Origin of the sequence: Nitrosomonas sp. (genome assembly GCF_022842015.1) — a bacterium.
Taxonomy (GTDB): Bacteria; Pseudomonadota; Gammaproteobacteria; order Burkholderiales; family Nitrosomonadaceae; genus Nitrosomonas.
In genome coordinates this window covers 91,972-118,426 of sequence record NZ_JALHQJ010000001.1, presented here as the reverse complement: position 1 = coordinate 118,426, position 26,455 = coordinate 91,972, and the positions used below count along the sequence as shown (strand labels likewise).

General features: G+C 43.5%; 20 protein-coding genes and 1 tRNA gene. 17 read left to right on the top strand and 4 right to left on the bottom strand.

From position 1 onward, the window contains the following. Nucleotides 1–215 precede the first annotated feature (215 nt). A tRNA-Leu gene (locus Q0C11_RS00555) sits at nt 216–300 on the bottom strand. A 57-nt stretch (nt 301–357) separates the two neighbouring features. Here Q0C11_RS00555 and rnr point away from each other — a divergent pair. From rnr to Q0C11_RS00505, 10 genes are all read left to right on the top strand, one after another. After that, nucleotides 358–2,583 carry a ribonuclease R gene (gene rnr / locus Q0C11_RS00550; RefSeq protein ID WP_293004798.1) on the top strand — a complete coding sequence of 742 codons (2,226 nt, stop codon included), beginning with the start codon at nt 358–360 and terminating at the stop codon, nt 2,581–2,583. 121 nt (nt 2,584–2,704) lie between these two features. Beyond that, complete coding sequence (gene rlmB / locus Q0C11_RS00545) at nt 2,705–3,445, top strand: 23S rRNA (guanosine(2251)-2'-O)-methyltransferase RlmB (protein WP_293004796.1); 741 nt, start codon at nt 2,705–2,707, stop codon at nt 3,443–3,445. A 105-nt stretch (nt 3,446–3,550) separates the two neighbouring features. Continuing rightward, the gene (gene argS / locus Q0C11_RS00540) at nt 3,551–5,311 is read left to right on the top strand and encodes an arginine--tRNA ligase (protein ID WP_293004795.1); all 1,761 of its coding nucleotides are present in this window, start codon (nt 3,551–3,553) and stop codon (nt 5,309–5,311) included. A 24-nt stretch (nt 5,312–5,335) separates the two neighbouring features. Continuing rightward, nucleotides 5,336–6,124, top strand: a complete 789-nt coding sequence (locus Q0C11_RS00535; protein ID WP_293004793.1) for an SPOR domain-containing protein — start codon at nt 5,336–5,338, stop codon at nt 6,122–6,124. A 96-nt stretch (nt 6,125–6,220) separates the two neighbouring features. Beyond that, a complete protein-coding gene (locus Q0C11_RS00530) occupies nt 6,221–6,865 on the top strand; it encodes a thiol:disulfide interchange protein DsbA/DsbL (RefSeq protein ID WP_293004792.1) in 645 nt (214 codons plus the stop codon). Nucleotides 6,866–6,875: 10 nt separating this feature from the next. Continuing rightward, nucleotides 6,876–7,340 (top strand): peptide-methionine (S)-S-oxide reductase MsrA, encoded by a 465-nt coding sequence (msrA, locus tag Q0C11_RS00525; protein ID WP_293004791.1) that lies wholly within the window; start codon nt 6,876–6,878, stop codon nt 7,338–7,340. Nucleotides 7,341–7,492: 152 nt separating this feature from the next. Continuing rightward, on the top strand, nt 7,493–9,115 hold the full coding sequence (locus tag Q0C11_RS00520; protein ID WP_293004789.1) for an HDOD domain-containing protein: 1,623 nt from the start codon (nt 7,493–7,495) through the stop codon (nt 9,113–9,115). A gap of 38 nt (nt 9,116–9,153) precedes the next feature. Continuing rightward, on the top strand, nt 9,154–9,771 hold the full coding sequence (gmk, locus tag Q0C11_RS00515; RefSeq protein WP_293004787.1) for a guanylate kinase: 618 nt from the start codon (nt 9,154–9,156) through the stop codon (nt 9,769–9,771). 83 nt (nt 9,772–9,854) lie between these two features. After that, entirely contained in the window at nt 9,855–10,061 is a 207-nt protein-coding gene (rpoZ, locus tag Q0C11_RS00510) for a DNA-directed RNA polymerase subunit omega (protein ID WP_293004785.1), read from the top strand. Nucleotides 10,062–10,248: 187 nt separating this feature from the next. Beyond that, complete coding sequence (locus Q0C11_RS00505) at nt 10,249–12,354, top strand: bifunctional (p)ppGpp synthetase/guanosine-3',5'-bis(diphosphate) 3'-pyrophosphohydrolase (RefSeq protein ID WP_293004783.1); 2,106 nt, start codon at nt 10,249–10,251, stop codon at nt 12,352–12,354. A 106-nt stretch (nt 12,355–12,460) separates the two neighbouring features. Here Q0C11_RS00505 and Q0C11_RS00500 read toward each other — a convergent pair whose 3' ends face one another. After that, the gene (locus Q0C11_RS00500; protein WP_293004800.1) at nt 12,461–13,960 is read right to left on the bottom strand and encodes a helicase HerA-like domain-containing protein; all 1,500 of its coding nucleotides are present in this window, start codon (nt 13,958–13,960) and stop codon (nt 12,461–12,463) included. A gap of 173 nt (nt 13,961–14,133) precedes the next feature. Between Q0C11_RS00500 and glk the strand changes: the two genes are divergently transcribed. The 3 genes from glk to Q0C11_RS00485 all read left to right on the top strand — a co-directional run bounded on the left by glk (nt 14,134) and on the right by Q0C11_RS00485 (nt 18,205). After that, entirely contained in the window at nt 14,134–15,126 is a 993-nt protein-coding gene (gene glk / locus Q0C11_RS00495; protein WP_293004781.1) for a glucokinase, read from the top strand. Nucleotides 15,127–15,214: 88 nt separating this feature from the next. After that, nucleotides 15,215–17,767, top strand: a complete 2,553-nt coding sequence (gene glgP / locus Q0C11_RS00490; RefSeq protein WP_293004779.1) for an alpha-glucan family phosphorylase — start codon at nt 15,215–15,217, stop codon at nt 17,765–17,767. A gap of 57 nt (nt 17,768–17,824) precedes the next feature. Next, nucleotides 17,825–18,205, top strand: a complete 381-nt coding sequence (locus Q0C11_RS00485) for a VOC family protein (RefSeq protein WP_293004777.1) — start codon at nt 17,825–17,827, stop codon at nt 18,203–18,205. A gap of 135 nt (nt 18,206–18,340) precedes the next feature. On the opposite strand, the gene Q0C11_RS00480 is transcribed toward Q0C11_RS00485, so the two are convergent. Beyond that, nucleotides 18,341–18,871 (bottom strand): FxDxF family PEP-CTERM protein, encoded by a 531-nt coding sequence (locus tag Q0C11_RS00480; RefSeq protein WP_293004775.1) that lies wholly within the window; start codon nt 18,869–18,871, stop codon nt 18,341–18,343. A 682-nt stretch (nt 18,872–19,553) separates the two neighbouring features. Between Q0C11_RS00480 and Q0C11_RS00475 the strand changes: the two genes are divergently transcribed. After that, nucleotides 19,554–21,581, top strand: coding sequence for a multicopper oxidase family protein (locus Q0C11_RS00475; RefSeq protein ID WP_293004774.1), 2,028 nt, complete (start codon nt 19,554–19,556; stop codon nt 21,579–21,581). Between the two features lie 205 nt (nt 21,582–21,786). Here Q0C11_RS00475 and Q0C11_RS00470 read toward each other — a convergent pair whose 3' ends face one another. Continuing rightward, nucleotides 21,787–22,647, bottom strand: coding sequence for an HDOD domain-containing protein (locus tag Q0C11_RS00470; protein WP_293004772.1), 861 nt, complete (start codon nt 22,645–22,647; stop codon nt 21,787–21,789). Nucleotides 22,648–22,898: 251 nt separating this feature from the next. On the opposite strand from Q0C11_RS00470, the gene Q0C11_RS00465 reads away from it, so the two are divergent. From Q0C11_RS00465 to Q0C11_RS00455, 3 genes are all read left to right on the top strand, one after another. Then, entirely contained in the window at nt 22,899–24,164 is a 1,266-nt protein-coding gene (locus Q0C11_RS00465) for a glutamate-5-semialdehyde dehydrogenase (protein WP_293004770.1), read from the top strand. A 20-nt stretch (nt 24,165–24,184) separates the two neighbouring features. Further along, nucleotides 24,185–25,951 carry a dihydrolipoyl dehydrogenase gene (lpdA, locus tag Q0C11_RS00460; RefSeq protein ID WP_293004768.1) on the top strand — a complete coding sequence of 589 codons (1,767 nt, stop codon included), beginning with the start codon at nt 24,185–24,187 and terminating at the stop codon, nt 25,949–25,951. 152 nt (nt 25,952–26,103) lie between these two features. Then, the gene (locus Q0C11_RS00455; protein WP_293004766.1) at nt 26,104–26,409 is read left to right on the top strand and encodes a hypothetical protein; all 306 of its coding nucleotides are present in this window, start codon (nt 26,104–26,106) and stop codon (nt 26,407–26,409) included. Nucleotides 26,410–26,455: the final 46 nt, after the last annotated feature.

The window sequence follows — 26,455 nt, the reverse complement described above, 5'->3', positions numbered from 1 at the left end:
TTCCCCGCTACTTGCGGCGGGATAAATCTATTGACTAATGCGCAAAAAGCACAAAACATCAGCAATCTGATATAAGATCAAACTTGATATTAAAATAGAAGTAGGGTTTTATTCAAAAAGCTTGATTAACTTCTTTAGGATAGGATAGTTTAAGCTATAGTAGTTTCTGTTTTAAAAAAATTACTATTAACATTCAGTCTGCTAGTTGTTGTTTGTGGTGCCCAGAAGAGGACTCGAACCTCCACACCCGAAGGCACATGGACCTGAACCATGCGCGTCTACCAATTCCGCCATCTGGGCAAGAGACAGCCGGATCGGACTGCCAAAGAACGCGTAATTCTATAGGAAATCACTGTTTTGTCAAATGAGAAAAAGCAAAAGCTGCGTCAATTGGATCCGCACTATGAGCGCGAAAAAAAGCGCTACGAGCATCCATTACCTAGTCGAGAATATATTCTTCAGACCCTAAAGCAGCAAGGTATTCCGATCGCCGAGCAATTGTTACGGAAATTACTGTCCATCACAAGAAAAGAGGAAGATCTCTTTAATCGCCGGTTATCGGCGATGATGCGTGATGGCCAGATTTTCCGTAACCGCAAAGGCGATATTTGCGTGATGGAGAAATTGAATTTAATTAAAGGCAGAATTCAGGGGCATGCCGATGGGTTTGGTTTTCTGATTCCGGATGATGGTAGTGCAGATTTGTATCTGAGCGCCAAGGAAATGCAAAAAGCGCTGCATGGCGACCGGGTTTTAGTGCGTGAAATCGGTCTGGATCGGCGCGGACGCAGGGAAGCTGCGATCGTAGAAGTATTGGAGTCTTGCAATACGAGATTAGTAGGACGGCTACATATTGATCATGGCATTCTATTGGTGGTAGCTGAAAATAAACGCATTAGTCAGGATATTTTGATCGCTCAGGAGCACTCACTAAAGGCTGAAGCCGGTCAAGTCGTGATGGTGGAAATAATCCAGCAACCCAGCAAACGCGCCCAGCCCATCGGTAAAATTATTGAAATACTTGGCAACTATACTGCTCCCGGGATGGAAATTGAAATCGCTTTACGTAAACACGATCTACCTCACGAGTTCTCGCCAGATATTGAAAAACTTTCAGCCAAATTCCCTAAAAATGTCTTAAAGAAAGAGTTGGTCGAACGAAAAGATCTATGTCATTTACCGCTGATAACCATTGACGGAGAAACTGCAAAGGATTTTGACGACGCTGTTTTCTGCGCAAAAGATGGCAAAGGATACCGATTGTATGTAGCAATTGCGGATGTCAGTCACTATGTGAAACCGCACGACCCGATTGACCAGGAGGCTCTCAATCGAGGGAATTCGGTTTACTTTCCGCGCCGCGTCATCCCGATGCTGCCAGAAGTATTATCTAACGGATTATGCTCCTTAAACCCCGATAAAAAACGTCTATGTATGGTGTGTGAGATACAATTCCAAGCCAACGGCGATATACTGGACTATTCTTTTTATCCCGCCGTAATGTTCTCACATGCGCGACTGACCTATACCAAAGTTGCGGCTATGCTGGCCGATGCAAAAAGCTACGAGGCTCAAGAATATGCAGAATTATTACCGCATTTGCAACTAATCTACAAGCTCTTTAAAGCCTTACTGAAAGCACGTAAGAAACGCGGCGCTATTGATTTTGAAACCACTGAAACACAAATGTTCTTCAATGATCAAGGAAAAATCGAAAAGATTTTGCCAGTGCATCGCAACGAGGCGCACCGTTTAATTGAGGAATGCATGCTGGCGGCCAATGTCTGCGCCGCAGATTTTCTGCAGAAGCATGGGCAGACTACACTCTATCGTATTCATGAAAGCCCTACCCCAGAAAAAATTGACATACTGCGCAATTTTTTGAAGGAATTTGGCATCCAACTGGGAGGAAAAAACAAACCCAGCGCGCAAGATTACGCGCAAACCTTACTCAAAATACAAGGAAGACCGGATGCACAGCTACTTCAAACAGTGATGCTAAGATCGCTGCAGCAAGCTATCTATAGTCCCGATCTCGCCGGTCATTTCGGACTTGCATACGATGCTTACACACATTTTACCTCGCCAATCAGGCGCTACCCTGATCTGCTGGTACATCGTGCGATTAAAGCAGTATTAAACGGAGAGACTTACCTTCCTGGCGATTGGTCCGAATTTGGGCACCACTGCTCAATGACCGAACGGCGCGCCGATGATGCCACACGTGACGTTGAGTCTTGGTTAAAATGCTTTTATATGCAGGATAAAATTGGGGAATGTTTTGACGGAGTGATCAGCAGCGTGACCGGATTCGGTTTATTCGTCGCGCTTGACAATGTATACGTAGAAGGATTGGTGCATATTTCCGAATTACCGAGTGACTATTTTCATTTTGATGCAACCAAGCATGTTTTACTGGGCGAACGTAGCGGCAAACAATATCGCTTGGGCGACCGAATACGCATCAAATTAGTTCGGGTCGATTTAGAAACCAGTAAAATAGATTTTGCTATAGCCGAACCAGAAAAGAAAACTGGGCAATCCAAGGCAAAGACTCCTACTAAAAATAAGAAATCGCATTAAGCTTCTGAAATTGTTTTACACTATAAATATACACAAAATTCAGTGGCGTATTCTATGCGTATTCTTATTTTGACACGCTTCACAATAAGTGACACCTCATTTTTTCGGGCTTAATTAAAACGTGACCAGCACTCGCTTTATATTTGGCTTTCATGCAGTTACCAGTTGCTTACGACAAAATCCGAACAGTATCAAAGAGATTTTTATCGATGCCACACGCGCAGATCAACGCGCACGGGAACTAATTAAGTTGGCCGACAACAAGAAGATCCACATCATCTCCTGCGATGGATCAAAACTCACTAACATGTCAGGCAACGACCATCATCAAGGTATTGTGGCCAATATCGATGGTATAAGCAATTATGTCAGTATCGATGACATCCTCCATGCATTAACCGAACCTGCGCGACTGTTGGTGCTCGATGGAATTCAGGATCCACACAATCTGGGAGCGTGTCTACGTGTCGCCGATGCTTTTGGCGTGCATGCTGTAATTGCGCCGAAAGACCGGGCTGTTGGATTAACTCCCACTGTGTACAAGGTTTCTAGTGGTGCGGCTGATACCGTGCCTTTTATATCGGTCACCAATCTAGCACGCACGCTGAAACAACTGAAAGAACAAGGTATTTGGATTTTTGGTACTGCCGAAGACGCTGAACATGATTTAACCAATTTCAAAATTAGCGGTGCTGTTGCCTGGGTATTCGGTTCTGAGGAAAAAGGGATGCGGCGCTTAACACGCGAGAATTGCGATCAGTTAATTCGAATTCCAATGCAAGGCAATATCGAAAGTTTGAACGTTGCCGTCAGTGCAGGAATTTGTCTTTTTGAAACCCATCGTCAACAATCTTTGGTCTGAGTCACGCTCCTGATAAAATGTAATTCATGTAGAAACAACGCAACTGTGTATGCTATGCGCTTTAATTTAGTGCAATAAACTAATAATATCGCTTGCCCTTAAACTATGACATCATCTGATTTCCCCAACTTCAAAACTCACTTTATCGGACTTCTCCAGCAAGCAAGTAACGCTGTTACATCTCTTGAAGCTGCAGTTTCTGACATTGAATTGACCCGTACCAAGCAAGCCAGTCATGGCGATTATTCATGTAATCTGGCCATGCAATTAGCCAAACCATTACATAAAAGTCCACGAGAAATTGCACAATTATTGGTTAATGCACTACCACCTTCAACTTATTTGGAAAAAGTGGAAGTGGCCGGCGCTGGATTTATCAATCTGTTTTTAAAAAATTCTGCTAAGCAACAATTCCTGCATTACATATTGCATAGCAAAAATACATTCGGAAATGGCACCCTTGGACAAGGAAAAAGAATCCAGGTGGAATTTGTCTCGGCCAATCCAACTGGACCATTGCATGTTGGCCATGGCCGTGGCGCAGCGATTGGGGCAAGCCTATCCAATATTTTAGCTGCTGCAGGATTTGATGTGTCCCGGGAATTCTACGTCAATGACGCAGGACGGCAAATGGATATCTTGACGTTATCAACGTGGTTGCGTTATCTGGAGCTTAATCATATCCATATTCCTTTTCCGCAGAATGCTTATCAGGGAGAGTACGTTAAAACTATGGCGCAACAAATTTTTCAAGCGCATGCACAACGTTATGTACATCAACCTGAGCTGTTGCTGGATAGTTTGCCGGAAGCTGTGCTAGCGACTGAAATGAACACCGACGAACAACTAGACAAACTGATTGCCAACACAAAAAAAATACTGGGTCAGGACTATGCGTATATACACAATTTTGTGTTAACGGAGCAACTGGGCGATTGCCGCAATGATTTAATGGAGTTCGGCGTCGAATTTGATACCTGGTTTTCAGAACAGTCGTTATTTGATAACGGTCTGGTGGCACACGCGATTGAACTGCTTGCGAAAAAACAGCATTTATATCAACAAGACGGAGCGACTTGGTTTCGCTCCACAAATTTTGGAGACGAGAAAGATCGAGTCGTGCAACGAGAAAATGGCCAATTCACCTATTTTGCTTCAGATATCGCTTATCATCTGAATAAATTTGAGCGGGGCTTTGATCAGGTAATTAATATCTGGGGCGCAGACCATCATGGTTATATCCCACGGGTAAAAGGCGCGTTGCAAGCACTGGATCTGGATGCCGAAAAATTGCAAATCGCTTTGGTGCAATTTGCCGTACTTTACCGGAATGGAAAGAAAGCTCCGATGTCTACTCGTTCCGGTGAATTTGTCACCTTACGTGAATTACGCCAAGAAGTCGGCAAAGATGCCGCGCGATTTTTTTACGTGATGCGCAAAAGCGATCAGCACTTAGACTTTGACATGGATTTGGCTAAATCGCAAAGCAATGAAAATCCAGTCTATTATGTTCAATATGCTCATGCTCGTGTGTGCAGCGTGTTAGTGCAATGGGATGGTAACGTCGACGATCTGCAAGATGTCAATACAGAGGCACTGTCCAGTCCAGCAGAATTGGCTCTGCTGCAAAAATTAATTGATTTTCCTGATACGCTCGAAATGGCTGCCAAAGAGTTTTCGCCTCATCTCATTGCATTTTATCTCAGAGAACTGGCCAGCGAATTTCATAGTTACTATAATTCGACGCGTTTTCTGGTACCTGAAATTCCATTGCAACATGCCAGGCTAGCGCTAATTGCATCGATTCGTCAGACATTGAGTAACGGTTTACTATTACTTGATGTGAGTGCACCTGATAAAATGTAACCTATTAATTGTATAAGGACACTCATGAGCCGGGATTATAAAACTCGCAAGTCTTCAGCCAAATCCACAAATGAGAAAGGGGGTTCGGCATTCTTAGGTGGATTCGTCGGTTATGCATTAGGTCTTGCGAGTGCAATTGGAATATGGCTATATCTTAACTATGCACCCAGTCCATTCTTACCCACTGAGAAAAATCAAACTCAGTCTCCTATTGAGACACCCAAAAGTACTGAAAAATCCAGGCCAGAAGAACCAATAAACTTAGTCGAAGAAAAACCTCGATTTGATTTTTACAAAATACTGCCAGGTATTGATGAACCTGAAATGAACCATGAGTACCAAGTAAATATTGACCCGCCAGCACAACCGCAAGTGGCTGCCAAAACACCCGAAGTTAGCAACAAGTCGCTGGAAAGATCACCACAGGCAGCTTTGCCGAGCTCTGATATCACGCCTACAGCATCTCCTCAACAAACTGCTGCCATTCCATCTCGCATGCTTCCAATCGAACCCAAACAACCTATTCCACAATCGCAGCAGCCTGTATCACCTCAAACACAAAGCTCTCCAGCTATGAAAGAAAGAATATTTTTGCAGGCTGGCGCATTCAGAAAAAGTGATGAGGCTGAGAACCTTAAAGCACGACTCGCATTACTCGGCGTATTTGCATCCATACAATCCATTGATTTAGCCGAGAGAGGAACCTGGTATAGAGTTCGAATCGGCCCTTTTACAAACAGATCGGATAGCGATCAGACCAGCCATTCTCTAAAGGAGAATGGCATCGATACTCACTTTATCAAAATACAATAAAAGTTTTACTAAACAACGCTTAAATTTATTTTAACCGAGTTCTGTGGCATCCAGAACCCATTAATCAATGAAACACTTTTTTATCAGGAGGTTTAAATGAATCGATATCAGTCTGTTACGATTTTCTTTTTAGTTTTAGTATTGGTTTTTGCTTTTATCGCTAAAACTCACGCACAAGCTAAAATTGTTGAAGGTAAGGATTATGTTGTCCTGAGTAAACCTCAGCCTACTGATGATAATGCCAAGATTGAAGTTCTGGAATTTTTCTGGTACGGTTGCCCCTCTTGCTACAGCTTACATCCGCATCTTAAAACCTGGCTGATGAATCTACCTAGTGATGTTAGCTTCCGTTATGTGCCCGCCATTCTTCGTGCCAACTGGGCATCCGGTGCCAAAATTTTTTACGCCATTGAAGCCATGTCGCTAACCGATACGCTAAACGACAAGATTTATGATGCCATTCATCGCGACAAAATTGATTTAAATAATGAATCTGTTTTATTTGATTGGATCGAAAAACAAAACATTGATAGAAAAAAATTTGAAAATACTTACAATTCATTTACGGTCCAAAATCAAGTGGCAAAATCGACACAAATGGTTCGTCAATATCAACTTAACGGTGTTCCTGCTTTGGTCATTAATGGAAAGTATCTTACTAGCGGCGGAATGAGCGGAACGCCACAAGCTACCATTAAAACTCTGGAAGGGCTCATTGAAAAAGTACGTAAAGAACAATGAGAAAATATTAATGGCTGCTAATAAGATCATTTTTGGAGCGGGCTGTTTCTGGGGAGTAGAAGCCACTTTTCGTCGCAATAATGGCATTAAAAACGTCACTTGTGGTTATTCTGGCGGGCACACTACTAATCCAACTTACACATCAGTCTGCGCCGGCACTACCGGTCACGTTGAAGTGGTATTAGTAGAATATGATGATAATAAAATCTCTCTTGAGGCTTTGTTAAACGAATTTTGGAACTGCCATAATCCTACCACACAGGATCGACAAGACCCGGACATAGGAGAACAATACCGCTCAGTTATTTTTTATTTCACGCCAGAGCAAGAAAAATCTGCAAGAGAATCCAAGGAAAAACTAGAAATAAGCAAACGCTGGCAAGATCCGATCGTAACGCAAATTTTGCCTGCAAGCCAATTCTACAACGCAGAAGAATACCATCAGAATTATCTCGCCAAACATGGCGGCCATTAACTATATTATCAATCAATTTCGATTTGTGTCGATAACAGAAAAACTAAAAATACTATTAATGAATAGTGTATTCAGACAAAGAATCTGGCGCAAATAGTTATAGCACTATTATTTCATATATATCATCAGTGTCTTTTGGAAAGAAAATTACGATGGGGTCTATACAAAAAACTGGTTTTCCACAAGACTCATCAAATTCCTTTGTTCTTGCGACCACATTAAAAGGTGATGCCATAACTTTAAAAGATCGTCTGTTTAATGCTGTCACTAATGATCCAAATCTTCCGGCACTTGGTAGTTCCATCGCGCGAATTGTAAAACTGTCTTCATCGGATGATCAGTCGATACAACAATTGACTTATTATGTTTTATCCGATGTTTCATTAACGCAAAAAATCCTGCGCTTATCAAATTCTGCAGCTTTTAAAGCAATTACAAATAAAGAAATTTCCAGCATCAATAAGGCAATATTCTTATTAGGATTTGATTCAGTCAAGACCAGTGCTTTGGCTATATTGTTAGTCGATGGAATGCCCGCAAAACATGCAGCACATGTACGTATCGAATTAATTCATGCATTAGCAGCAAGCATGATTAGCCGCAAATTAGCTGCGCGAACTTCATTTGTTAAAGATGTCGAAGAAGTTTCTATTGCTGCTTTATTCAAAAATCTTGGATGCATTTTATTAGCTACTTATGAACCCGATCTTTATCACCGAATGATGGCGCTTATCGCTCAAGATCGGCATACGCCAGAACAAGCATCCATGCAGGTACTTGGCTTCAGGCTGAACAGTCTGACAGAAACTTTATTAAATGACTGGAATGTGCCTTTCAACGTAATTCAAGCCCTCAGCGCAAAACCATCAGGTGTCTTGATGACACCCAAGAACAAACAAGAATGGATGCAGATAGCAGCAGAGTTTTGTGAGAAAGTCGCACCGCTTATTCTAAGCGCTAATCCAACCAAGGAAGATCTCAACCTAAAAGAAGAATTACTTAATCGGTTTGGCAAAGCGCTCAACCTGACTATGTCTATACTGAATGAGTTGATCGATAAAGCCAGTTTAGAAACTCGCGAACTTCTAATCACAGCCGATTTGGCTTCCGTGGATAAGAATAATAAAATCAGCCAAGACCCAGCGCATTGCGAATTCGATATTGCTGCGGAAGAAAATTTAATCAATGATTTGACAATTAATAACGATGAAGCTCCGAATCTGCAAATTACTGAACGTTACTCCTGCAACAAACCCTATAATGCATCGATATTGCTATTAAAAGGCATTCAAAATACCACTGAAATGATGTCATCGGGTGATTATAGACTTGATAATCTTATCAACCTAGGTTTGGATTCTCTTTGTTCTGCACTTGGATTTCGTTTTATTACATTATGTCTAAGAGATTCCAAATTGAATTCATTTCGTGGACGCAGTTCGTTAGGTAAAAGAAATTTGGAATACCAAAAGAGTTTCAATTTCTCTGCCGTGCCTACTAATGATTTATTTCATCTTGCCATGCAAAGAAATATAGATCTCGTTATTTCGAATGCTTTCATACCCAGAGTCCGTAAACTTATGCCACTGTGGCACACAACTTTATTACCTGATGCACGCAGCTTCCTTCTGCTTCCCTTAGTAGCTAATAAGAAACCTCTTGGTTTAATTTATGCGGATCGCGAGACCGAATCACCTGAAGGAATAACGCACGATGAAGCGAAGCTTGTTAGAATCCTGAAAGGACTAATACTGATCGCTCTTAACTCAAAATAAGAAATCAATAACGTAAAAGTTGATTGGGTACAAGCATTATGATTAAAACTCCAGGTTGTTTGTTTGTTATCAGCGCACCATCAGGAGCCGGAAAAACCAGTCTGGTTCGAGAATTACTGCAATCGAGTTTGAATCTTAATCTGTCAGTCTCACACACCACTCGACTTCCCCGCAATGGAGAAATCGATGGCCGTGATTATCACTTTGTCACTGAAGCGAAATTCAAACAAATGCTATTTAATGGTGAATTTGTGGAAAGTGCAGAAGTTTATGGCAATCTCTACGGTACCTCGCAGCACTGGCTCAATGACGCAATGTCATCCGGACAGGATATTTTGCTTGAAATTGATTGCCAGGGCGCAAAGCAAATAAAACAAATTTTCCCTCATTCTATCGCTATCTTTATTCTTCCACCTTCAGCCGAAGCGCTGGCAACCCGGCTAAAAACTCGCGCACAGGATGATCCTGAGATCATCAAAAAACGACTTAAGGCGGCTCGAGAAGAAATCAGCCATATTGCAGAGTTCAATTACATCATTGTTAACGGCAAACTGAACGAAGCGCTCAGCGATTTAATTTGCATTGTTAAAGCTGAACGCTTGAAGACAGAACGGCAAACGATGAAACACCACCTTTTAGTTGCTCAGCTATCATAATGGAGTGTTGATTAATAAACGCCATCATTTCATGTTTTTTCCTGTAAAATTTGAACATTATTATCATTCCGGAGGCAAATGAAATGGCACGAATTACTGTTGATGATTGTTTGAAAAGGATATCCAATCGATTTGATATGACGCTAGTTGCAACGGCACGAGCAAGGCAACTAGCAATTGGTTCTGCACCTTTGGTTGAAGCTGGGCGTAATAAGCCTACGGTCGTAGCTTTACGTGAAGTAGCCCAAGGCAAGGTAGGCTTGGACATTCTCAATCCCAGAAATATGTAGAAATGACTTTAAAATTACAAAACCCGTAAACCCCAGTAATTTCTAAAATCTAATTACAGGTCGATTGGTTAGGTATCCTGACACATCGCCATAGCAAACTTTCAAATATTAATTTCTGATTTAAGCTTAAACTTGAGAACTTAAATATTCAGTAATTTAATGATGCATACTAAATTAATTAAACTCAATGGCAGAAGCAGATTTTTTATTTTCAGAGACATCGCAATATCTTAAACCTGAAGATATTATTCAGCTCAGAAATGCTTATTCATTTGGTTTAGGAGCGCATTCAGGGCAATTCCGCAAGTCCGGAGAACCCTATATCTCTCACCCTGTAGCGGTAGCAAGAATTCTAAGCAAGTTGCGTCTCGATGCCCCTACCTTGACGGCAGCCCTGTTGCATGATGTGGTCGAAGATACAGATATTTCCAAAGCTGAAATCAGTGAAAGATTCGGTGAACCCGTCGCGGAATTAGTGGATGGTGTTTCTAAGCTTGCAAAAATTGAATTCCAAACACAGGAAGAAGCGCAAGCTGAAAATTTTCGCAAGATGTTACTGGCAATGGCCCGTGATGTCCGTGTCATTCTAATAAAATTGGCAGATCGCTTGCACAATATGCAAACATTATCTGTCATGATTCCAGCCAAACAACGCAGCATCGCGCGGGAAACTCTGGAAATTTATGCACCCATTGCTCACCGGCTGGGGCTTAACAATATCTACCAGGAACTTCAAGAACTGGGCTTTCGCTATTCTTATCCCTTGCGCCATAAAGTACTGGTGAAAGCGACTAGGGCAGCGCGCGGAAATCGGCGTGAAGTGGTTGGAAAAATACTCGAAGTCATTACGTCAAAGCTCAAAGAGGCACATTTAGACGCGGAAGTGACCGGGCGCGAGAAACATCTTTACAGTATTTATAACAAGATGCTGGAGAAACATTTGTCTTTCTCTGAAGTACTTGATATTTACGGTTTTCGCGTTATCGTCAAAGATATACCTTCATGCTATGTTGCATTAGGAATGTTGCACAGCTTATACAAACCAATTCCGGGAAAATTCAAGGACTACATAGCGATTCCCAAAAATAATGATTATCAATCCTTGCATAGCACCTTATTGGGTCCCTTCGGCATACCGATCGAAATTCAAATCCGTACTGCTGAAATGCACCGAATTGCTGAAAATGGCGTAGCTTCCCACTGGCTCTATAAAAATTTAGATGGAAATTTTGATGAATTGCATTTAAAAACTAGCCAATGGCTGCATAGCTTAATGGAAACACTCAGCAGTTCAACGGATTCATCAGAATTTCTGGAACATCTTAAAATCGATTTATTCCCCAGCGACGTTTTTGTTTTCACCCCGCAAGGTAAAATATTAACGCTACCCAGGGGATCAACCGCCGTTGATTTTGCCTATGCCGTGCATTCCGATGTCGGCAATTGCTGTGTTGCTGCCAAAATTAACGGTGAAAATGCACCATTACGCATAAAATTGAAAAGCGGAGACCGCATAGAAATCGTTACCGCGCCGTATGCCAAGCCCAACCCATCCTGGCTTGGTTATGTTGCAACCGCAAGAGCGCGTTCGCATATCCGCCATTTTCTCAAGACAATTCAATACGAGGAATCAATTAAGTTAGGTGAGCGCTTGTTAAATCAAGCATTTATATCGTTTAATATTAATCCAGACTCTATTACCGTAGCCCAGTGGAATAAGTTAGCGCGCGATAGCGGCGTCAAATCCAAGCAAGAATTATTTACTGAAATGGCTTTAGGCAAACAGCTTCCAGCTGTGGTAGCAAGGCGGTTAACAGCCCCGTCAGAATCCATTTTCAAGGAACAGACTGCAACCCCTATTACCATATTGGGAACTGAAGGTTCAGCAGTGCAATTTGCCAAATGCTGCCGCCCGATACCGGACGACGCCATCGTCGGCATTATCAAAAAAGATTCTGGACTAATTATTCATGTATTGAATTGTAATAACATTTCACACAACCCCAAGAATCAGGAAAACTATCTCAATGTGGCTTGGGGGAAAGACATCACTCGAACTTTTGAAGCGGCCATTGAGATAATCACAGACAATAAACAGGGCGTTTTAGCGCGAGTTGCGGCTGAAATTGCCAAGGCTGATTCAAATATTGATGATATTGCCATGGAAAGCGAAAATGAGCGAATGCACATGCGCTTCGTCCTGCAAGTTAACAACAGACTTCATCTCTCGCAAGTCATTCGCGGCCTCAGACACCTGCGTGAAATTACTACCATTCGCCGCATAGAAGATTAGAACCGTCACTGAGGTAGCTGGAGATTTAACCGGTCATTGCCGCTGCAGTGTTAAAAACAGGTTCAAAATGATTTTTATCAAGCATTCTGAGTTATTAATCTACTTTCTATCGCCGCCTTTGACCCAATAATGATCCGAGTAGGCCTCGAGTAATTGCGCGCGCAATGGACGAACCGATTGATCGCGCTGCACTTTTTGCCATGGCATCCATCACCCCATCGTGCCGCCTTCCTCGTCCGCTTGATGATCTTGAGAATAAATCGTTCAAATCTTTTAGCCCTTCCTCTTCCATCGGTCTTTTCAAGTTTTCATTATCGGACGGGCTTTCAGTACCCGCTCGTGCCAGGAGCAGCTCAAAGGCACTTTCGCGGTCGATTTCCTGCTCATACACGCCAGCCACAATAGAAGCCTGCCGCAGCTGCTGCCGCTCTTCCTGTGTGATCGGCCCAATTTGGCTGGCCGGTGGAAGTATATACGCGCGCTCGGTAATGCCAGGAGAGCCGTCGCGTTCAAGAAATGAAATTAGCGCCTCGCCTACGGAAAGCTCAAGGATGGCTTGCTTGATATTCAGTTCCGGATTGGGTCGCATAGTATCAGCAACGGAGTTCACAGCTTTTTGATCACGTGGCGTAAATGCGCGTAAAGCATGCTGAATGCGGTTGCTTAACTGAGTCAGTACCTTCTCGGGGATATCAAACGGATTCTGCGTGACGAAATAAACGCCGACACCTTTGGAACGTATCAATCGCACAACCTGTTCGATTTTCTCCAGCAAGGCCGATGTCGCTGTGCTAAACAGCAAGTGCGCTTCATCGAAAAAGAATACCAACTGAGGTTTATCACGATCTCCGATTTCCGGCAAATTCTCGTATAACTCGGATAACAGCCACAGCAAAAAAGTGCTGTACAATCTTGGTGCGTTTAATAACTTATCAGCCACAAGAATATTAACAACACCTTTGCCATCGATAGTTTGCAATAAATCCTCGATATTCAACATGGGCTCACCAAAAAAGTGATCTCCACCCTGTTTTTCTATTTGCAGCAAACCACGTTGGATGGCGCCAATTGATGCCGACGAAACGCTGCCATACTGGGTCTTGAATTTTTCCGCGTTATCGCCCACAAATTGCAGCAATGCGCGCAGGTCTTTGAGATCGAGCAACAATAATCCATAATCATCCGCCACCTTAAAAACCAGCGTTAAGACACCTTCTTGCGTTTCATTGAGATTCAGCAGACGGGCCAGCAACAGCGGTCCCATATCAGAAATAGTCGCACGTAACGGATGTCCATTCTCTTGCAACACATCCCACAACGTGACTGGAAAACCTTGCCATTGTGGAATGTTCGCCTGCATCCTATTCAAATGAGTTTTTAATTTATCAGTCAATGAACCCGGTTGACTGATGCCGGTTAAATCACCTTTGACATCGGCCATGAATACCGGCACACCGATATTCGAAAAACTTTCGGCCAGTTTCTGCAAAGTCACCGTCTTTCCTGTCCCCGTGGCACCTGTAATACATCCGTGGCGCGTGGCCATTTCGGGCAAAAGCGCTAACTCAGATTGGTTAGATTTAGCAATAATCAACGGCTCAGACATTTTGAATGATGAGATACTAGAATTATGCATTGAAGGTCGCATTGTAAGTCAATTAAGCGGAATGGCAATGGAAACATACATATCGATGTATACTACTCATTGGTTTTGCTAAAACCTAAAATCGCTTATCAGCTTTAAATCAAGATGTTTGATTAATTTCTAAATAAAAACCCTTGAACAAGCAATTAGTCTGTGGAGATATCGGCGGTACCAAAACCATTCTGCATGCAGCAGAAATAAATAATGGTATGGTACGAGAGTTATTCACTCACCGTTATGACAATCATAAATTTGCGACCTTCTCTGAAATCTTGCAAGACTTTCTGAACCGAACCCGAAATACAAACCGCCTGCTTTCAGCATGCTTTGCGGTTGCAGGCCCTGTTGTTGCACAGCAAGCACAACTAACTAATTTGCCTTGGCAAATTAGTAGCAGCGACATTTCGGCTGAATTTTCAATTCCCTCTGTAAAGCTGATTAATGACTTTGAAGCCGCCGCTTTGGGCATTGAAAGCTTGTCACCGAGCGATATGGCAACACTACAGACTGGAAAATCACTGGCACAGTCAATGCGTGTGGTACTGGGCGCAGGTACGGGGATGGGTGTAGCCTGGCTCACTTGGCTGAAAGATCGCTATTCTCCAATACCCACCGAAGCGGGTCATATGGATTTTGCCCCGACCAGCGCACTACAAATTGAGTTGCTTGAAATGCTCCTCAATAAATTTGATCATGTATCTGTAGAGCGATTACTCTCGGGATCCGGGTTAACCAATATTTTCAAATTTCTGCAAATGAGTTCTACAACTGTTTCAAATCTTGCGCCTATCGACCTTGAAGAAGATTGCGGTGCCACAATTACAACACTTGCGTTTACTCATCAGCATCCCATTGCGATAAAATCGATCAATTTATTTGCCGAGATTTATGGCGCCTATGCTGGAAACCTGGCATTGACGGGACTCACACGAGGCGGTGTATTTATAGCTGGCGGCATCGCCCCTAAGATTCTGAGTATTCTGAAACTTGGCGGTTTCATGCAAGCATTCCACGACAAAGGGAGATTTTCTCAATTAATGCACGAATTCCCAGTGTATATCATTACAAATCCTGAGGTCGGCTTGCTGGGTGCCAGACAGGAAGCGCATCGTTTGCTCAACGGTTAAGATTGAAAATTTGACTACTTCAGGTTTAAATCTGATTTTCTTACCCTACAGATAAACATAAAGATAATTCACATTAAGGAGAACATAAATGTTTCCGCGCACCGCTTACACCATTACCGTCAATCCTAAAATACCAAACCGCCTTAAACGACTGGAAGAATTGGCCAACAATCTTTGGTATAGCTGGGATCGCGCTACGCGCACACTGTTTTCCCGTCTTGATCCACATTTATGGGAAGCAGTCGGGCATAATCCCAAAGCATTTCTAAAACGCGTGGATGAATCAGTGCTCATAAAAGCCACAGAAGATCGTGTTTTTCTTGCTTCTTACAATAGCATTCTATCCACCTATGATTCCTATCACGATGCTACTGCAGCGCCGATTAATGACGAGTTAGATCCACAAGATCAGATTGCCTATTTTTGTTTTGAGTTTGGTTTTCACGAAAGCTTGCCTATTTATTCAGGGGGCTTGGGCATCTTGGCAGGCGATCATTGCAAAGCAGCCAGTGATTTGCATCTTCCATTTGTAGCGATTGGCTTACTGTATCGACAAGGATATTTTTCTCAAACTATCGATGTTTTGGGTAATCAGCAAGTCGCCTACACTGTTTCTGACTTTGATGATCTGCCTGTCACGCCGGTAACGCGCGAGGATGGTTCGAGTTTACAAATTACAGTATCGCTCCCGCAGCGTGAGGTCACGGTAAAAGTATGGCAAGTAAAAATCGGTCATGTCACATTGTTTCTGTTGGATACCGATTTGCCGGAAAATTCTGCTGAAGATCGCTACATCACCCACAACCTCTATGGTGGCGACAAAGTCATGCGCATAGAACAAGAAATTATTCTAGGTATGGGCGGTGTGCGTACTCTGCAAGCGCTCGGCATCAAACCTACGATATGGCATATCAATGAAGGTCACGCTGCTTTTATGATTCTGGAACGAATTCACGCGCTAGTGCAGCAAGGACTGGACTTTGCCAGTGCCTTGGAAAGTGTGGCAGTCAATACGGTTTTTACAACCCATACTGCAGTTCCTGCCGGGCACGATCATTTCAATGCTGATCTCATCCAAACCTATTTTGACAACTTTTATCGCAGCCTGAATATTACTCGCGAGGAATTCCTGGCACTTGGACATGTCGCGGGAAGCCCGGATTTTAATATGACAGCATTGGCAATCCATGGCTCACGCACTCATAACGGCGTCAGCAAGATACATGGTAATGTTTCCTCGAATATTTGCCGGGATTTGTGGCCACAAATCGAGCCGGAAGAAAATCCAATTTCTTATGTCACCAATGGCGTTCATGTTCCAACCTTCCTTGCGCAGGAATGGTCCGATTTGTTTGATCGTTACCTGGGCCATGAATGGCGCAACAAGATGTGCGATACTGAGTATTGGTCAGGCATTGATGCAATACCGGATCATTTGTTCTGGAGCGTACGGCAATCATTAAAATCACAAATGTTTTATGGTATTCGCTCCCGTATTAGCGAGCAGAACGCTAGAAATCGTGGCTCCGAGGCACATCTCGACCGACTGCTAAAGTTTGTCGACCCCATCAATCCGAATATTCTGACAATAGGTTTTGCGCGTCGCTTTGCTACCTATAAACGCGCCGCATTGTTATTTGAAAACCTGGATTGGTTACGGAAAATCATTCTCGATCAAGAGCGTCCCGTACTGTTTTTGTTCGCCGGCAAGGCGCACCCAGCTGATGTGCCAGGACAGGACTTGATCCGGCGCATCAGCCAGATTGCACATTTTCCTGAATTCGAAGGGCGGCTTTTATTGGTGGAAGGTTATGATTTACGGCTAGGCCGACGCCTTGTCGCCGGGGTCGATGTCTGGCTTAACAATCCGATTTATCCATTAGAAGCAAGCGGCACTTCCGGCATGAAAGCCGGTATCAATGGTGCAATTAACCTGAGTGTACTGGATGGCTGGTGGGGAGAAGGCTATGACGGGAAAAATGGCTGGGCCATCAAACCCGGGCTTGAAAATATGGATGCAGCATTACGTGACCAAGAAGAAAGTCGGGCACTCTATGAAATTCTTCAGGATCAAGTGATTCCACTGTATTACAGCTATGGCAAGCTTGGTTATTCACCGGAGTGGGTAAGAATGGCCAAGCTCTCGATGATGTCCCTATTGCCGCGTTACAACGCAACTCGCATGGTCGATGAATATGTGACAAAATTCTATCGTCAGGCCAGCAGCAAAGGCACGCTATATGCAGCAAACGATTTTGTTAACGCAAAGAATATCGCTGCGTGGAAAACCAAAATAAAACAGGCATGGCGCGGCGTTACAATACGCCGATTGGAAACGCCTTGTGAACGTATTCATTTTAATGAAGCAGTAAATTTTAAGGTGGCCGCAAATCTGAATGGCCTGTCCCCGGAAGACGTCGTCATCGAGCTGCTGATTTGTCGCCAGTTTAAAACAACCAAGCTATGCAATTTCCAGCACTTCAAGTTTGAATTTACCGGAACTCAGGATTCGCACGAGCATTTGTTCGAACTTAAACTGATTCCTGAATTATGCGGCAAACAGGAGTATTTCATTCGTACTTATCCTTACCATTCATTGCTTTCCCATCCTTTAGAAATGGGCTTGATGGTATGGTTGTAAGGAAATTTTTCAGGTGTAATTATTGCGAATCTTTACTTTTTTTCAGGAGAAATTAGGATGAATACTAACCCTGTCGGCTGGTTTGAAATTTATGTACAAGATATGGATCGAGCTAAGCGTTTTTACGAATCGGTTTTTCAAGTTCAGTTAGAACGGTTAAACAGTCCCGTAGAAATGGAAATAGAATTATGGAGCTTTCCAATGAAAAGTGATCAGTTTGGAGCGTCTGGGGCACTGGTCAAAATGGAAAACGGCCCCGGAGGAGGAAATGGCGTTCTCATTTATTTTACCTGCACTGATTGCGCTGTTGAGGCTGGTCGTGCAGCCACTGCAGGTGGACAGATCATACGCGAGAGAATGCCCATTGGACAATATGGCTTTATTGCTTTAATCCAGGACACTGAAGGTAATATGATCGGCTTGCACTCCATGCAATAGTTTTCTTTTTGAATCTGGAATAACTAGTCATAGCTATCGTTTTCAACACTGATTTGAGTCGTAAAAAAGCCACAGGGAAAATTTTCCCCTGTAGCTTAAGATTATGAATTAGCAACTAATTATAATTATACTAATTTATACTGCTCGACGGCGTCGTACTGAAAAGCCAATCATCCCTAATCCAGCGAGTAACATGGCATAGGTTTCCGGTTCGGGTACTGGAGAAATGTAGGAATCCAGTGTGTAAGAACCACCTTTCGAGCCTAAAACAGTACCTGTAATTTCATAGTAGTAATTACCAGGCCCCAGTTTGCCAAAATCCATGCCCACCGATGAAGAATCAAATGCAAACGACCCCACGGAGGTGTCATTCGTGTAGTTACCATCAACACTGGTTTCTTCCCACAACTGCAATGCAGCCCCATTAATATTGAATTTTCCAAAATCATTGGTGACCGCGATAGACACCACATCGTTTCTATTGAGCAAGTTAAATGTAAATATGTGATCAAACGAACCGGCACTTGATCCTAGCAATACACTTGCATGCTCAACAGGATCATCGTGAACACCCCAATTGCCCATAACAGTCGGTGCAGCGTGAGAAGCACCACTTGCCATCAGAATTGCAGCTGCTAATAGTTTCAGTTTAAAACTGTTTCTCATTTGAATCTCCAATAGAGTAAATAAAGAAAATATTAAAAAACCAACCGTCTTGGACCTACTGAGGTTTTAATGCAACACAGGCGGCATTCTAGGTTTAATATTTGACTATATCTATAGGAAATTACTACTTATTTTCTACTACGCCCGTATCGGGCGGCATAGTACATTCGTACCGATTGTAAATAATTGTATTAGTATAATCAATTAGGTGCACAATATTTCTCAACCAGTACAATCAGGATTTTCTGGTCAATTTCTGATCGTAATAATGAATTTGAAACCTTGTCAAAAGCAACATTCCGACCGGTCTTTCCGTACTGCATCCAGAAGGCAGCAATTCATAATCTTGGCTATTGGAGATTCAATGAAGTAGTTTTTAATCATGACAGCTTGAAATATTCAAATAATACCTGCAAATCCACGAGGATTTACACTAATTAGCTTTATGACTTCTCCTAGTAAACAAATTAAATATCATTAAGTTACTCACACACCGAATCGAATTTTGCTCATTATTTTTTGGGACAAAATCAGGACAAATAGACTAGAAAGAAAGTTCAGCTGTCACTTACTTAACATCCTGTTTCTTATTACCATTTAAGTAGCAGTAATTGGAAATCAATAACCGCCAGCTGTCGTTGTAAAAATTAATCTGACCAAGATGAGGTGAAAGTTGTGCGTCATGAAAGATATGGTCATTACACAAAATCCAGAGGGGGAAAAGATGAAGGAAAATCAGTCAAGAAAGATCTGTTGTAACTTAATTGTTGCAGCATTTCTTTGCATAGGATTACAGGTTTCAGTGCATGGAGCATTACCGGGGGGATCACTTGATCCAACAACGATTCCGAAATATATCAAGCCACTCAAAATCCTACCTACAATGCCGAAATCAACAAACCCAAATAATTTTTCCGGAGATTATTATGAGATCGCTGTGCGGCAGTTTCAACAAGAAGTGGTGCCGGGTTTAAATACTACCGTCTGGGGTTATGGTTCGGTCAGTGATGATAGCAGTTTCAGCTACCCAGCCTACACCATTGAAGCAGTTCAAAATAAACCAGTCCGGGTCAAATGGATAAATGATCTGAAAAAGCCAAACGGCAAATACCTGCCACACCTCTTGCCGATTGATCAAACCCTGCATTGGGCTAATCCGCTTATGGCAGATATGCACGGCGATGATCCTTCTCCTTACATAGGACCTGTGCCGATGGTGCCGCACCTTCACGGCGCGCACGTAACCCAGGACAGTGATGGTTATCCTGAAGCCTGGTTTCTGCCGAATGCCACTAATATTCCGGCTAGTTATGCCAAATTTGGCACCAAGTATGAACAATTCAAAGGTGAAGCAGAAGCAACTTACGGACAAACATGGGAGCCAGGTACCGCCGTTTATCAATACCCTAACGATCAGCGGGCTGCAGCTCTCTGGTACCATGACCACTCTCTGGGTATGACCCGCACTAACGTGTATGCCGGCCCGACTGGTTTCTACTTGATTCGCGGTGGAAGCGACGATTTAACCTCTGGCCTTCCCTCCGGTGCCTACGAAATCCCCCTGATCATCCAGGATAAATCATTTAACAAGAATGGATCGCTGTTCTATCCGGACAACCGCGCCTTTTTTGAAGGACTAAAACAGAATAAGTTGAAAATACCATTTATTCCGGAGCTTACAATTGATGGTGAACAAAGCGATGTATCGCCTATCTTCAATCCGGAATTTTTTGGCAATACCATGGTAGTCAATGGCAGCACCTGGCCTTACCTTGAAGTGGAAAAACGACGCTATCGTTTCCGTGTATTGAATGCTTCAGATTCCCGCTTCTTAATCCTAAAGATGAGCAATAATCATAAATTTTGGGTCATCGGTAATGATGGCGGTTTCTTGGCGGCGCCGGTTAAGCTTAAGACGCTGTTGATCGCACCTGCCGAACGATTCGACATTATTATCAATTTTGCTAAAATTCCAGTAGGCACAACGATTACTCTGCAGAATATCGGCCCAGACGAACCTTTTGGCGGCGGAGAGCCAGACAATGATTTCGATATAGCAGATCCTGATACTACGGGTCAGGTAATGCAGTTTCGTGTTGTCGCAAGTAGCGGTTCTGATGACAGTATTCGACCGAAAAATCTACAGTTGCCTGCGATCACCTCCATTTCTGGCAATCCAGTTATCCGCCATTTGTCAATCAACGAACTGGTATCGCAAACCGTCTTCATTCCCGTTGATAGCGAAGGCGACCCCATATTGAACAATCAAGGCAAGCTTGTTGCAGTGCCAGCAAACACACCGGGCGCAGGTATGTTTGGACCGGTAAAAGCTGAATTAGGAACCATGGAGAACGGCGTTCCGGTACCGCAGTCCTGGATGGGGGCAATAAGCAATACCCCTACCGTGGGTCAAACCGAAGAATGGGTGCTTTACAACTACACTGAAGATGCTCATCCTATCCACCTGCATCAAATACAGTTCGAAGTTATAGAGCGTATCGATCAAATGGGAAAAGCAACAGGTCCAGAGCCTTGGGAAACCGGATTCAAGGATACTGTTATCGCCTATCCTGGCAATGGAGATGCAAATCCGGGCATTACCCGCCTCAGGGTCAAATTTGACCTTCCTGGTCTTTTTGTGTGGCACTGTCATATTCTCTCGCATGAGGACAACGAAATGATGCTTCCGATTAAAACCGTAGCGCCGTAGAAAATAAAAGTAATAGAGTCGACAAATGAAAGCCGCAGCTTAGTTGCGGCTTTTTTCGGCCTAGAAACTCAAGTGAATTACCTTATTCTTTCAAGAAATAGTGATGCGAGAAAATGAAAAGTTGAAAATTCAAGCCAACTATTCCATAAGGTACAAAGTAAATTGATAAGGCGAACAAAGACCCCGGATGCGTATCGAAAACCGATTACGTGCATAAAGCCTCGGTTAACAACCTTACTTCATCTTCCGAATCTTTTAAAATATCACTTAGTGTTACATCATCAGTTAACAAATCAACGTTGGCGCAAGCATCACACCCTTTTTGATCAGAGGGTAAAGCAAAAGGAGATTTGACGGGAGCCAGTTGATTGGCAATTAGCAGTGTATCGCCGAGCGAGCTTGGCGGAAATGCTAAATACCCTTGCCACAGATAAGTTATATTTTCCAATACCAAATCTGGTACTGAAAGTGCTTTTAAGATGGCAGTACCGATGGTAATTTCACAATTGAGCTCACTATCGTCTTCCAGCTCTTCGTCACTGTTCCAAGAACTCGCCATACTTTCATCGATTAATCCCGGATAATATTTTTCCCGGGCTAATAGGTAAAACCAGCTGATTTCATGGATCATTCCGGCAAACATGGCTGTTTCTGGATCTTGCCGCGTAACTCGACGTGCGATGACTTGGGCCAGTGCGGCTACATAAGCGGAATGTTTCCATAACTGGGTAACTTGTTCGCTTTTAGCTAACGATGCTACCAGTTGCTGCACCACTACAGCTGTTGCTAAATTTCGCACCGTTCGCATGCCAATCAGCGTAACCGCTGAGCGCACGTCGGTGATTTTTCTGCCTGATCGGTTAAACACAACCGAGTTGGCGATTGCAACCACCTTTGTCGATAGCAATGGTTCGGCTTGAATCAACCGTACTACAGAATCGATACTACAATCGGGATCTTCTAATTTTTCCTTGATCTTGATCGCCGCAGTAGCTGATGTCGGAAAAATCAATCGACCTTGTTCTACTTCGGCTGCCAATACACCTAATATTGCGCTTTTTTCCATAAATACCTCTGTTCACTGTACCGGGCACTGCGTGATTTATTTTCACTATTTTGTAGGTTACGCCAAGATGTTAAAAAATAAATTAACAAAAAGAGCAGTTAATAGAAGCTATTTCTGGCACATTCTGTTGTAACAAACAAAATAAAGAATAGTTTTGTAACCGACAGCACCTGTGGCAGCTTATAATGGAACCTTTATCTTGTATATAACCATAATTATTACAAATTCAGATATCGGTAAAAACTCAATCCATGGACACCACAGACATCAAAAGTTATATGCAATTCGTCGGCCAGGAGGCACGTGCGGCATCCCGCTTGGTTGCGAAAGCTGATACTGCGGCTAAAAACCAAGCATTAACCGCGATGGCCAATGCAATCCGACGCGATGAATCTTCACTATTGGCGGCCAATGCCAAAGATTTGGAAAATGCACGCGCGAAGGACCTGGATGCCTCAATGATCGACCGGTTAGCTTTGTCGGCCAAAAGCGTGGCAACAATGGCGGAAGGTTTGATGCAGATTGCTGCATTGGCTGACCCCGTGGGAGAAATCAGCGAATTAAATTACCGTCCATCTGGCATCCAGGTGGGAAAAATGCGCGTGCCTCTTGGTGTCATCGGAATTATTTATGAAGCACGCCCGAATGTGACCGCTGACGCTGCGGGTTTATGTTTGAAATCGGGTAATGCAGCTATTTTGCGTGGTGGCTCGGAAGCCATTAATAGTAATCAGGCAATTGCTGCGTGCGTAAAAGAAGGATTGCGCTTGGCCGGACTGCCGGAAACGGCGGTACAAGTGATTGAAACCATCGATCGCGCGGCAGTTGGTGAGTTGATCGCGATGAAAGATTTTGTTGACGTGATCGTACCTCGTGGTGGCAAGGGCTTGATCGAACGTATTGCAAAAGATGCACGTATTCCGGTGATTAAACACTTGGATGGTGTTTGTCATGTTTACATTGACAGTGAAGCTGACTTTGATAAAGCGGTACGGATAGTGGATAACGCAAAAACCCAACGTTACGGCACCTGCAACACGATGGAAACGCTGCTGATCCACGAGGCAATTGCACCAAGGATATTACCCGTACTGAACAAAATCTATTTAGATAAAGGCGTAGAGTTACGTGGTGATGAAACGGCTTGTAGCATTATCCCATTAATGAAAGCAGCTACTGAGCAAGATTGGTATGAAGAATACCTGGCGCCTATATTGAGCATCCGCATTGTCGATGGATTGGATCAGGCGATTGACCACATTACGAAATACGGCTCGCAACATACCGATGCGATTGTTACCGAAAACTACGCCCGTGCGCGCCGCTTTCTGCGCGAAGTCGACTCCAGCTCAGTGATGGTCAATACCACACCGCGCTTCGCAGATGGATTTGAATACGGTCTGGGTGCAGAAATTGGCATTTCTACCGACAAAATCCATGCTCGCGGCCCAGTTGGACTAGAAGGGTTGACCAGTCAAAAATTTATCGTTCTGGGTGACGGTCAAATAAGACAATAAATTCATCAATAAAAGGTGTTATGGCACAAGTTGTTGAAGTAAAAATTCCCGATATCGGTGATTTTAAGGATATCCCGGTTATTGAAGTGCTTGTTGCACCTGGCACATCGGTTAAAAAAGAAACCCCTCTTATTACGCTGGAAACTGATAAAGCTTCGCTGGAAGTGCCTTCTCCACACGCCGGAGTGATTAAGGAAATCAAGGTTAAAGTTGGCGATAAAGTATCTGAAGGCTCGGTTATTCTCACTTTGGCGATAGCCGAAGAATCAGTAGATGCGGAGAATCTTGGGGAAAAAACCGATACCGCCCAAGAAACATCGGCCGCGTCAGCCGCAACTGCAGTCCCTGCGACAACATCAACCCAATCCATACCACAAGGTGATATTCATGCTGAAGTGGTGGTGCTTGGTGCCGGTCCCGGAGGATATACCGCTGCTTTCCGTGCAGCTGACCTAGGGAAAAAAGTGGTTCTGATTGAACGTTATCCCACGCTCGGTGGCGTGTGTTTGAATGTAGGCTGCATCCCATCCAAGGCTTTGCTACATACTGCCAGGGTAATTACTGATGCGGAAGAGGTGCAAGCGCAAGGAATTGTATTTGGCAAGTCTCAAGTAGACATTAACAAGCTGCGCACCTGGAAGGAGTCAGTCATCAGCAAGCTGACCAAAGGCCTGAAAGCGCTGGCTAAACAACGAAAAGTTGCAATCATTCATGGTGCCGGAAAATTTGCCACGCCACATCTAATACAAGTTGAAACAAGCGAAGGCGCAAAAACGGTATCATTTGACAACTGTATAATTGCATCCGGCTCTAGCGTGGCCCGTATTCCCGGTTTTCCGTATGACGATCCACGATTGATGGACTCTACCGGTGCGCTTAAATTGATCGATATACCTCAACGCATGCTGGTTATCGGGGGGGGCATTATCGGTTTGGAAATGGCAACCGTCTATGACGCGCTGGGAAGCAAAATTAGTGTTGTGGAATGGATGGATCAATTGATTCCAGGCGCTGATGCCGATCTCGTAAAGCCATTGTACCGCCGCATTAAGAAACGCTACGAAGCGATTTATCTTAAAACCAAAGTAACCCGGATTGAAGCTGGAGAGAATGGACTTACTGTGACTTTTGAAGGCGAGAATGCGCCGAAACCGCAAATCTATGATCGTATTCTGATGGCGGTTGGGCGCCGCCCTAACGGACGCGCCATCGGTGCCGAGGAAATTGGCATTCAAATCAACGAGCTCGGTTTCATTCCTGTGGATCAGCAGATGCGTACCAATCTTTCGCATATCTTTGCAATCGGAGATATTGCTAGCGAACCAATGCTAGCCCATAAAGCAACCTATGAAGGCAAACTAGCCGCCGAGATAATCACCGGGCACAAAGCAATTTTTGATGCCCGCACCATTCCTTCGGTGGCATATACCGATCCCGAGATCGCCTGGATGGGCCTGACCGAGAAAGAAGCTATTCAGCAGGGAATTGATTACGAAAAAACCAACTTCCCTTGGGCGGCAAGTGGCAGGGCAATCTCGATAGCGCGTGAAGAAGGATTAACGAAACTACTCCTGGACAAGAGCACACGACGCATTCTAGGTGCCGGTATTACAGGCATCAATGCCGGTGAACTAATCGCTGAAACCGTACTGGCATTGGAAATGGGCGCAGACATGCAAGATATTAGTTTGACCATCCATCCCCATCCCACGCTTTCGGAAACAGTTCTATTTGCAGCCGAAATGGCAGAAGGAACCATTACCGATCTTTTCATACCTAAGAAATAGTCTCATCAACAACTTGCTGTTAATAAACAATATTTATAACCACTCCAATTTCCATGATAGCCCCTAAAAAAATTTGTCTTATTTCATTCATCCTCCTCTGTGTATGTAGTGGAGTAAAAAATTCATTTGCGACACATATTTCGCAACCTATCTTGATCGACCCTAAAACACACTATGCTGTTGGCGACACCATTATTCTAAGTGGATGGGTGGAATACAATACACAACCTGCGCCTGATGTTTTACTTCATTTCAAGCTCACTCGTTTTGATGGATCGCCGGTGGCGGATCAATCCTATCCTAGCAATCAAGAAGGTCATTTTGAATTTAAATTCGATACCCAGAAAGAAATTCCTGGCAAATATCAGTTTACCGTTACGTCGCATTGCCTGGAAATTCATCGATATGCTTGTACTTATAACAGTCAAACGTTGTCCATTCAATTAAGCAATCCCTAGTAATAATATATGATCCCGTAAAGCTTATTGAGTTTTGCAAAGCAAG

Bases quoted from the DNA above. Each gene is read 5' to 3' on its own strand.
- argS (WP_293004795.1), top strand. From the start codon at position 3,551: ATGACATCATCTGATTTCCCCAACTTCAAAACTCACTTTATCGGACTT.
- Q0C11_RS00535 (WP_293004793.1), top strand. From the start codon at position 5,336: ATGAGCCGGGATTATAAAACTCGCAAGTCTTCAGCCAAATCCACAAAT.
- Q0C11_RS00530 (WP_293004792.1), top strand. From the start codon at position 6,221: ATGAATCGATATCAGTCTGTTACGATTTTCTTTTTAGTTTTAGTATTG.
- msrA (WP_293004791.1), top strand. From the start codon at position 6,876: ATGGCTGCTAATAAGATCATTTTTGGAGCGGGCTGTTTCTGGGGAGTA.
- Q0C11_RS00520 (WP_293004789.1), top strand. From the start codon at position 7,493: ATGGGGTCTATACAAAAAACTGGTTTTCCACAAGACTCATCAAATTCC.
- gmk (WP_293004787.1), top strand. From the start codon at position 9,154: ATGATTAAAACTCCAGGTTGTTTGTTTGTTATCAGCGCACCATCAGGA.
- rpoZ (WP_293004785.1), top strand. From the start codon at position 9,855: ATGGCACGAATTACTGTTGATGATTGTTTGAAAAGGATATCCAATCGA.
- Q0C11_RS00505 (WP_293004783.1), top strand. From the start codon at position 10,249: ATGGCAGAAGCAGATTTTTTATTTTCAGAGACATCGCAATATCTTAAA.
- Q0C11_RS00500 (WP_293004800.1), bottom strand. From the start codon at position 13,960: ATGTCTGAGCCGTTGATTATTGCTAAATCTAACCAATCTGAGTTAGCG.
- glgP (WP_293004779.1), top strand. From the start codon at position 15,215: ATGTTTCCGCGCACCGCTTACACCATTACCGTCAATCCTAAAATACCA.
- Q0C11_RS00485 (WP_293004777.1), top strand. From the start codon at position 17,825: ATGAATACTAACCCTGTCGGCTGGTTTGAAATTTATGTACAAGATATG.
- Q0C11_RS00480 (WP_293004775.1), bottom strand. From the start codon at position 18,871: ATGAGAAACAGTTTTAAACTGAAACTATTAGCAGCTGCAATTCTGATG.
- Q0C11_RS00475 (WP_293004774.1), top strand. From the start codon at position 19,554: ATGAAAGATATGGTCATTACACAAAATCCAGAGGGGGAAAAGATGAAG.
- Q0C11_RS00470 (WP_293004772.1), bottom strand. From the start codon at position 22,647: ATGGAAAAAAGCGCAATATTAGGTGTATTGGCAGCCGAAGTAGAACAA.
- Q0C11_RS00465 (WP_293004770.1), top strand. From the start codon at position 22,899: ATGGACACCACAGACATCAAAAGTTATATGCAATTCGTCGGCCAGGAG.
- lpdA (WP_293004768.1), top strand. From the start codon at position 24,185: ATGGCACAAGTTGTTGAAGTAAAAATTCCCGATATCGGTGATTTTAAG.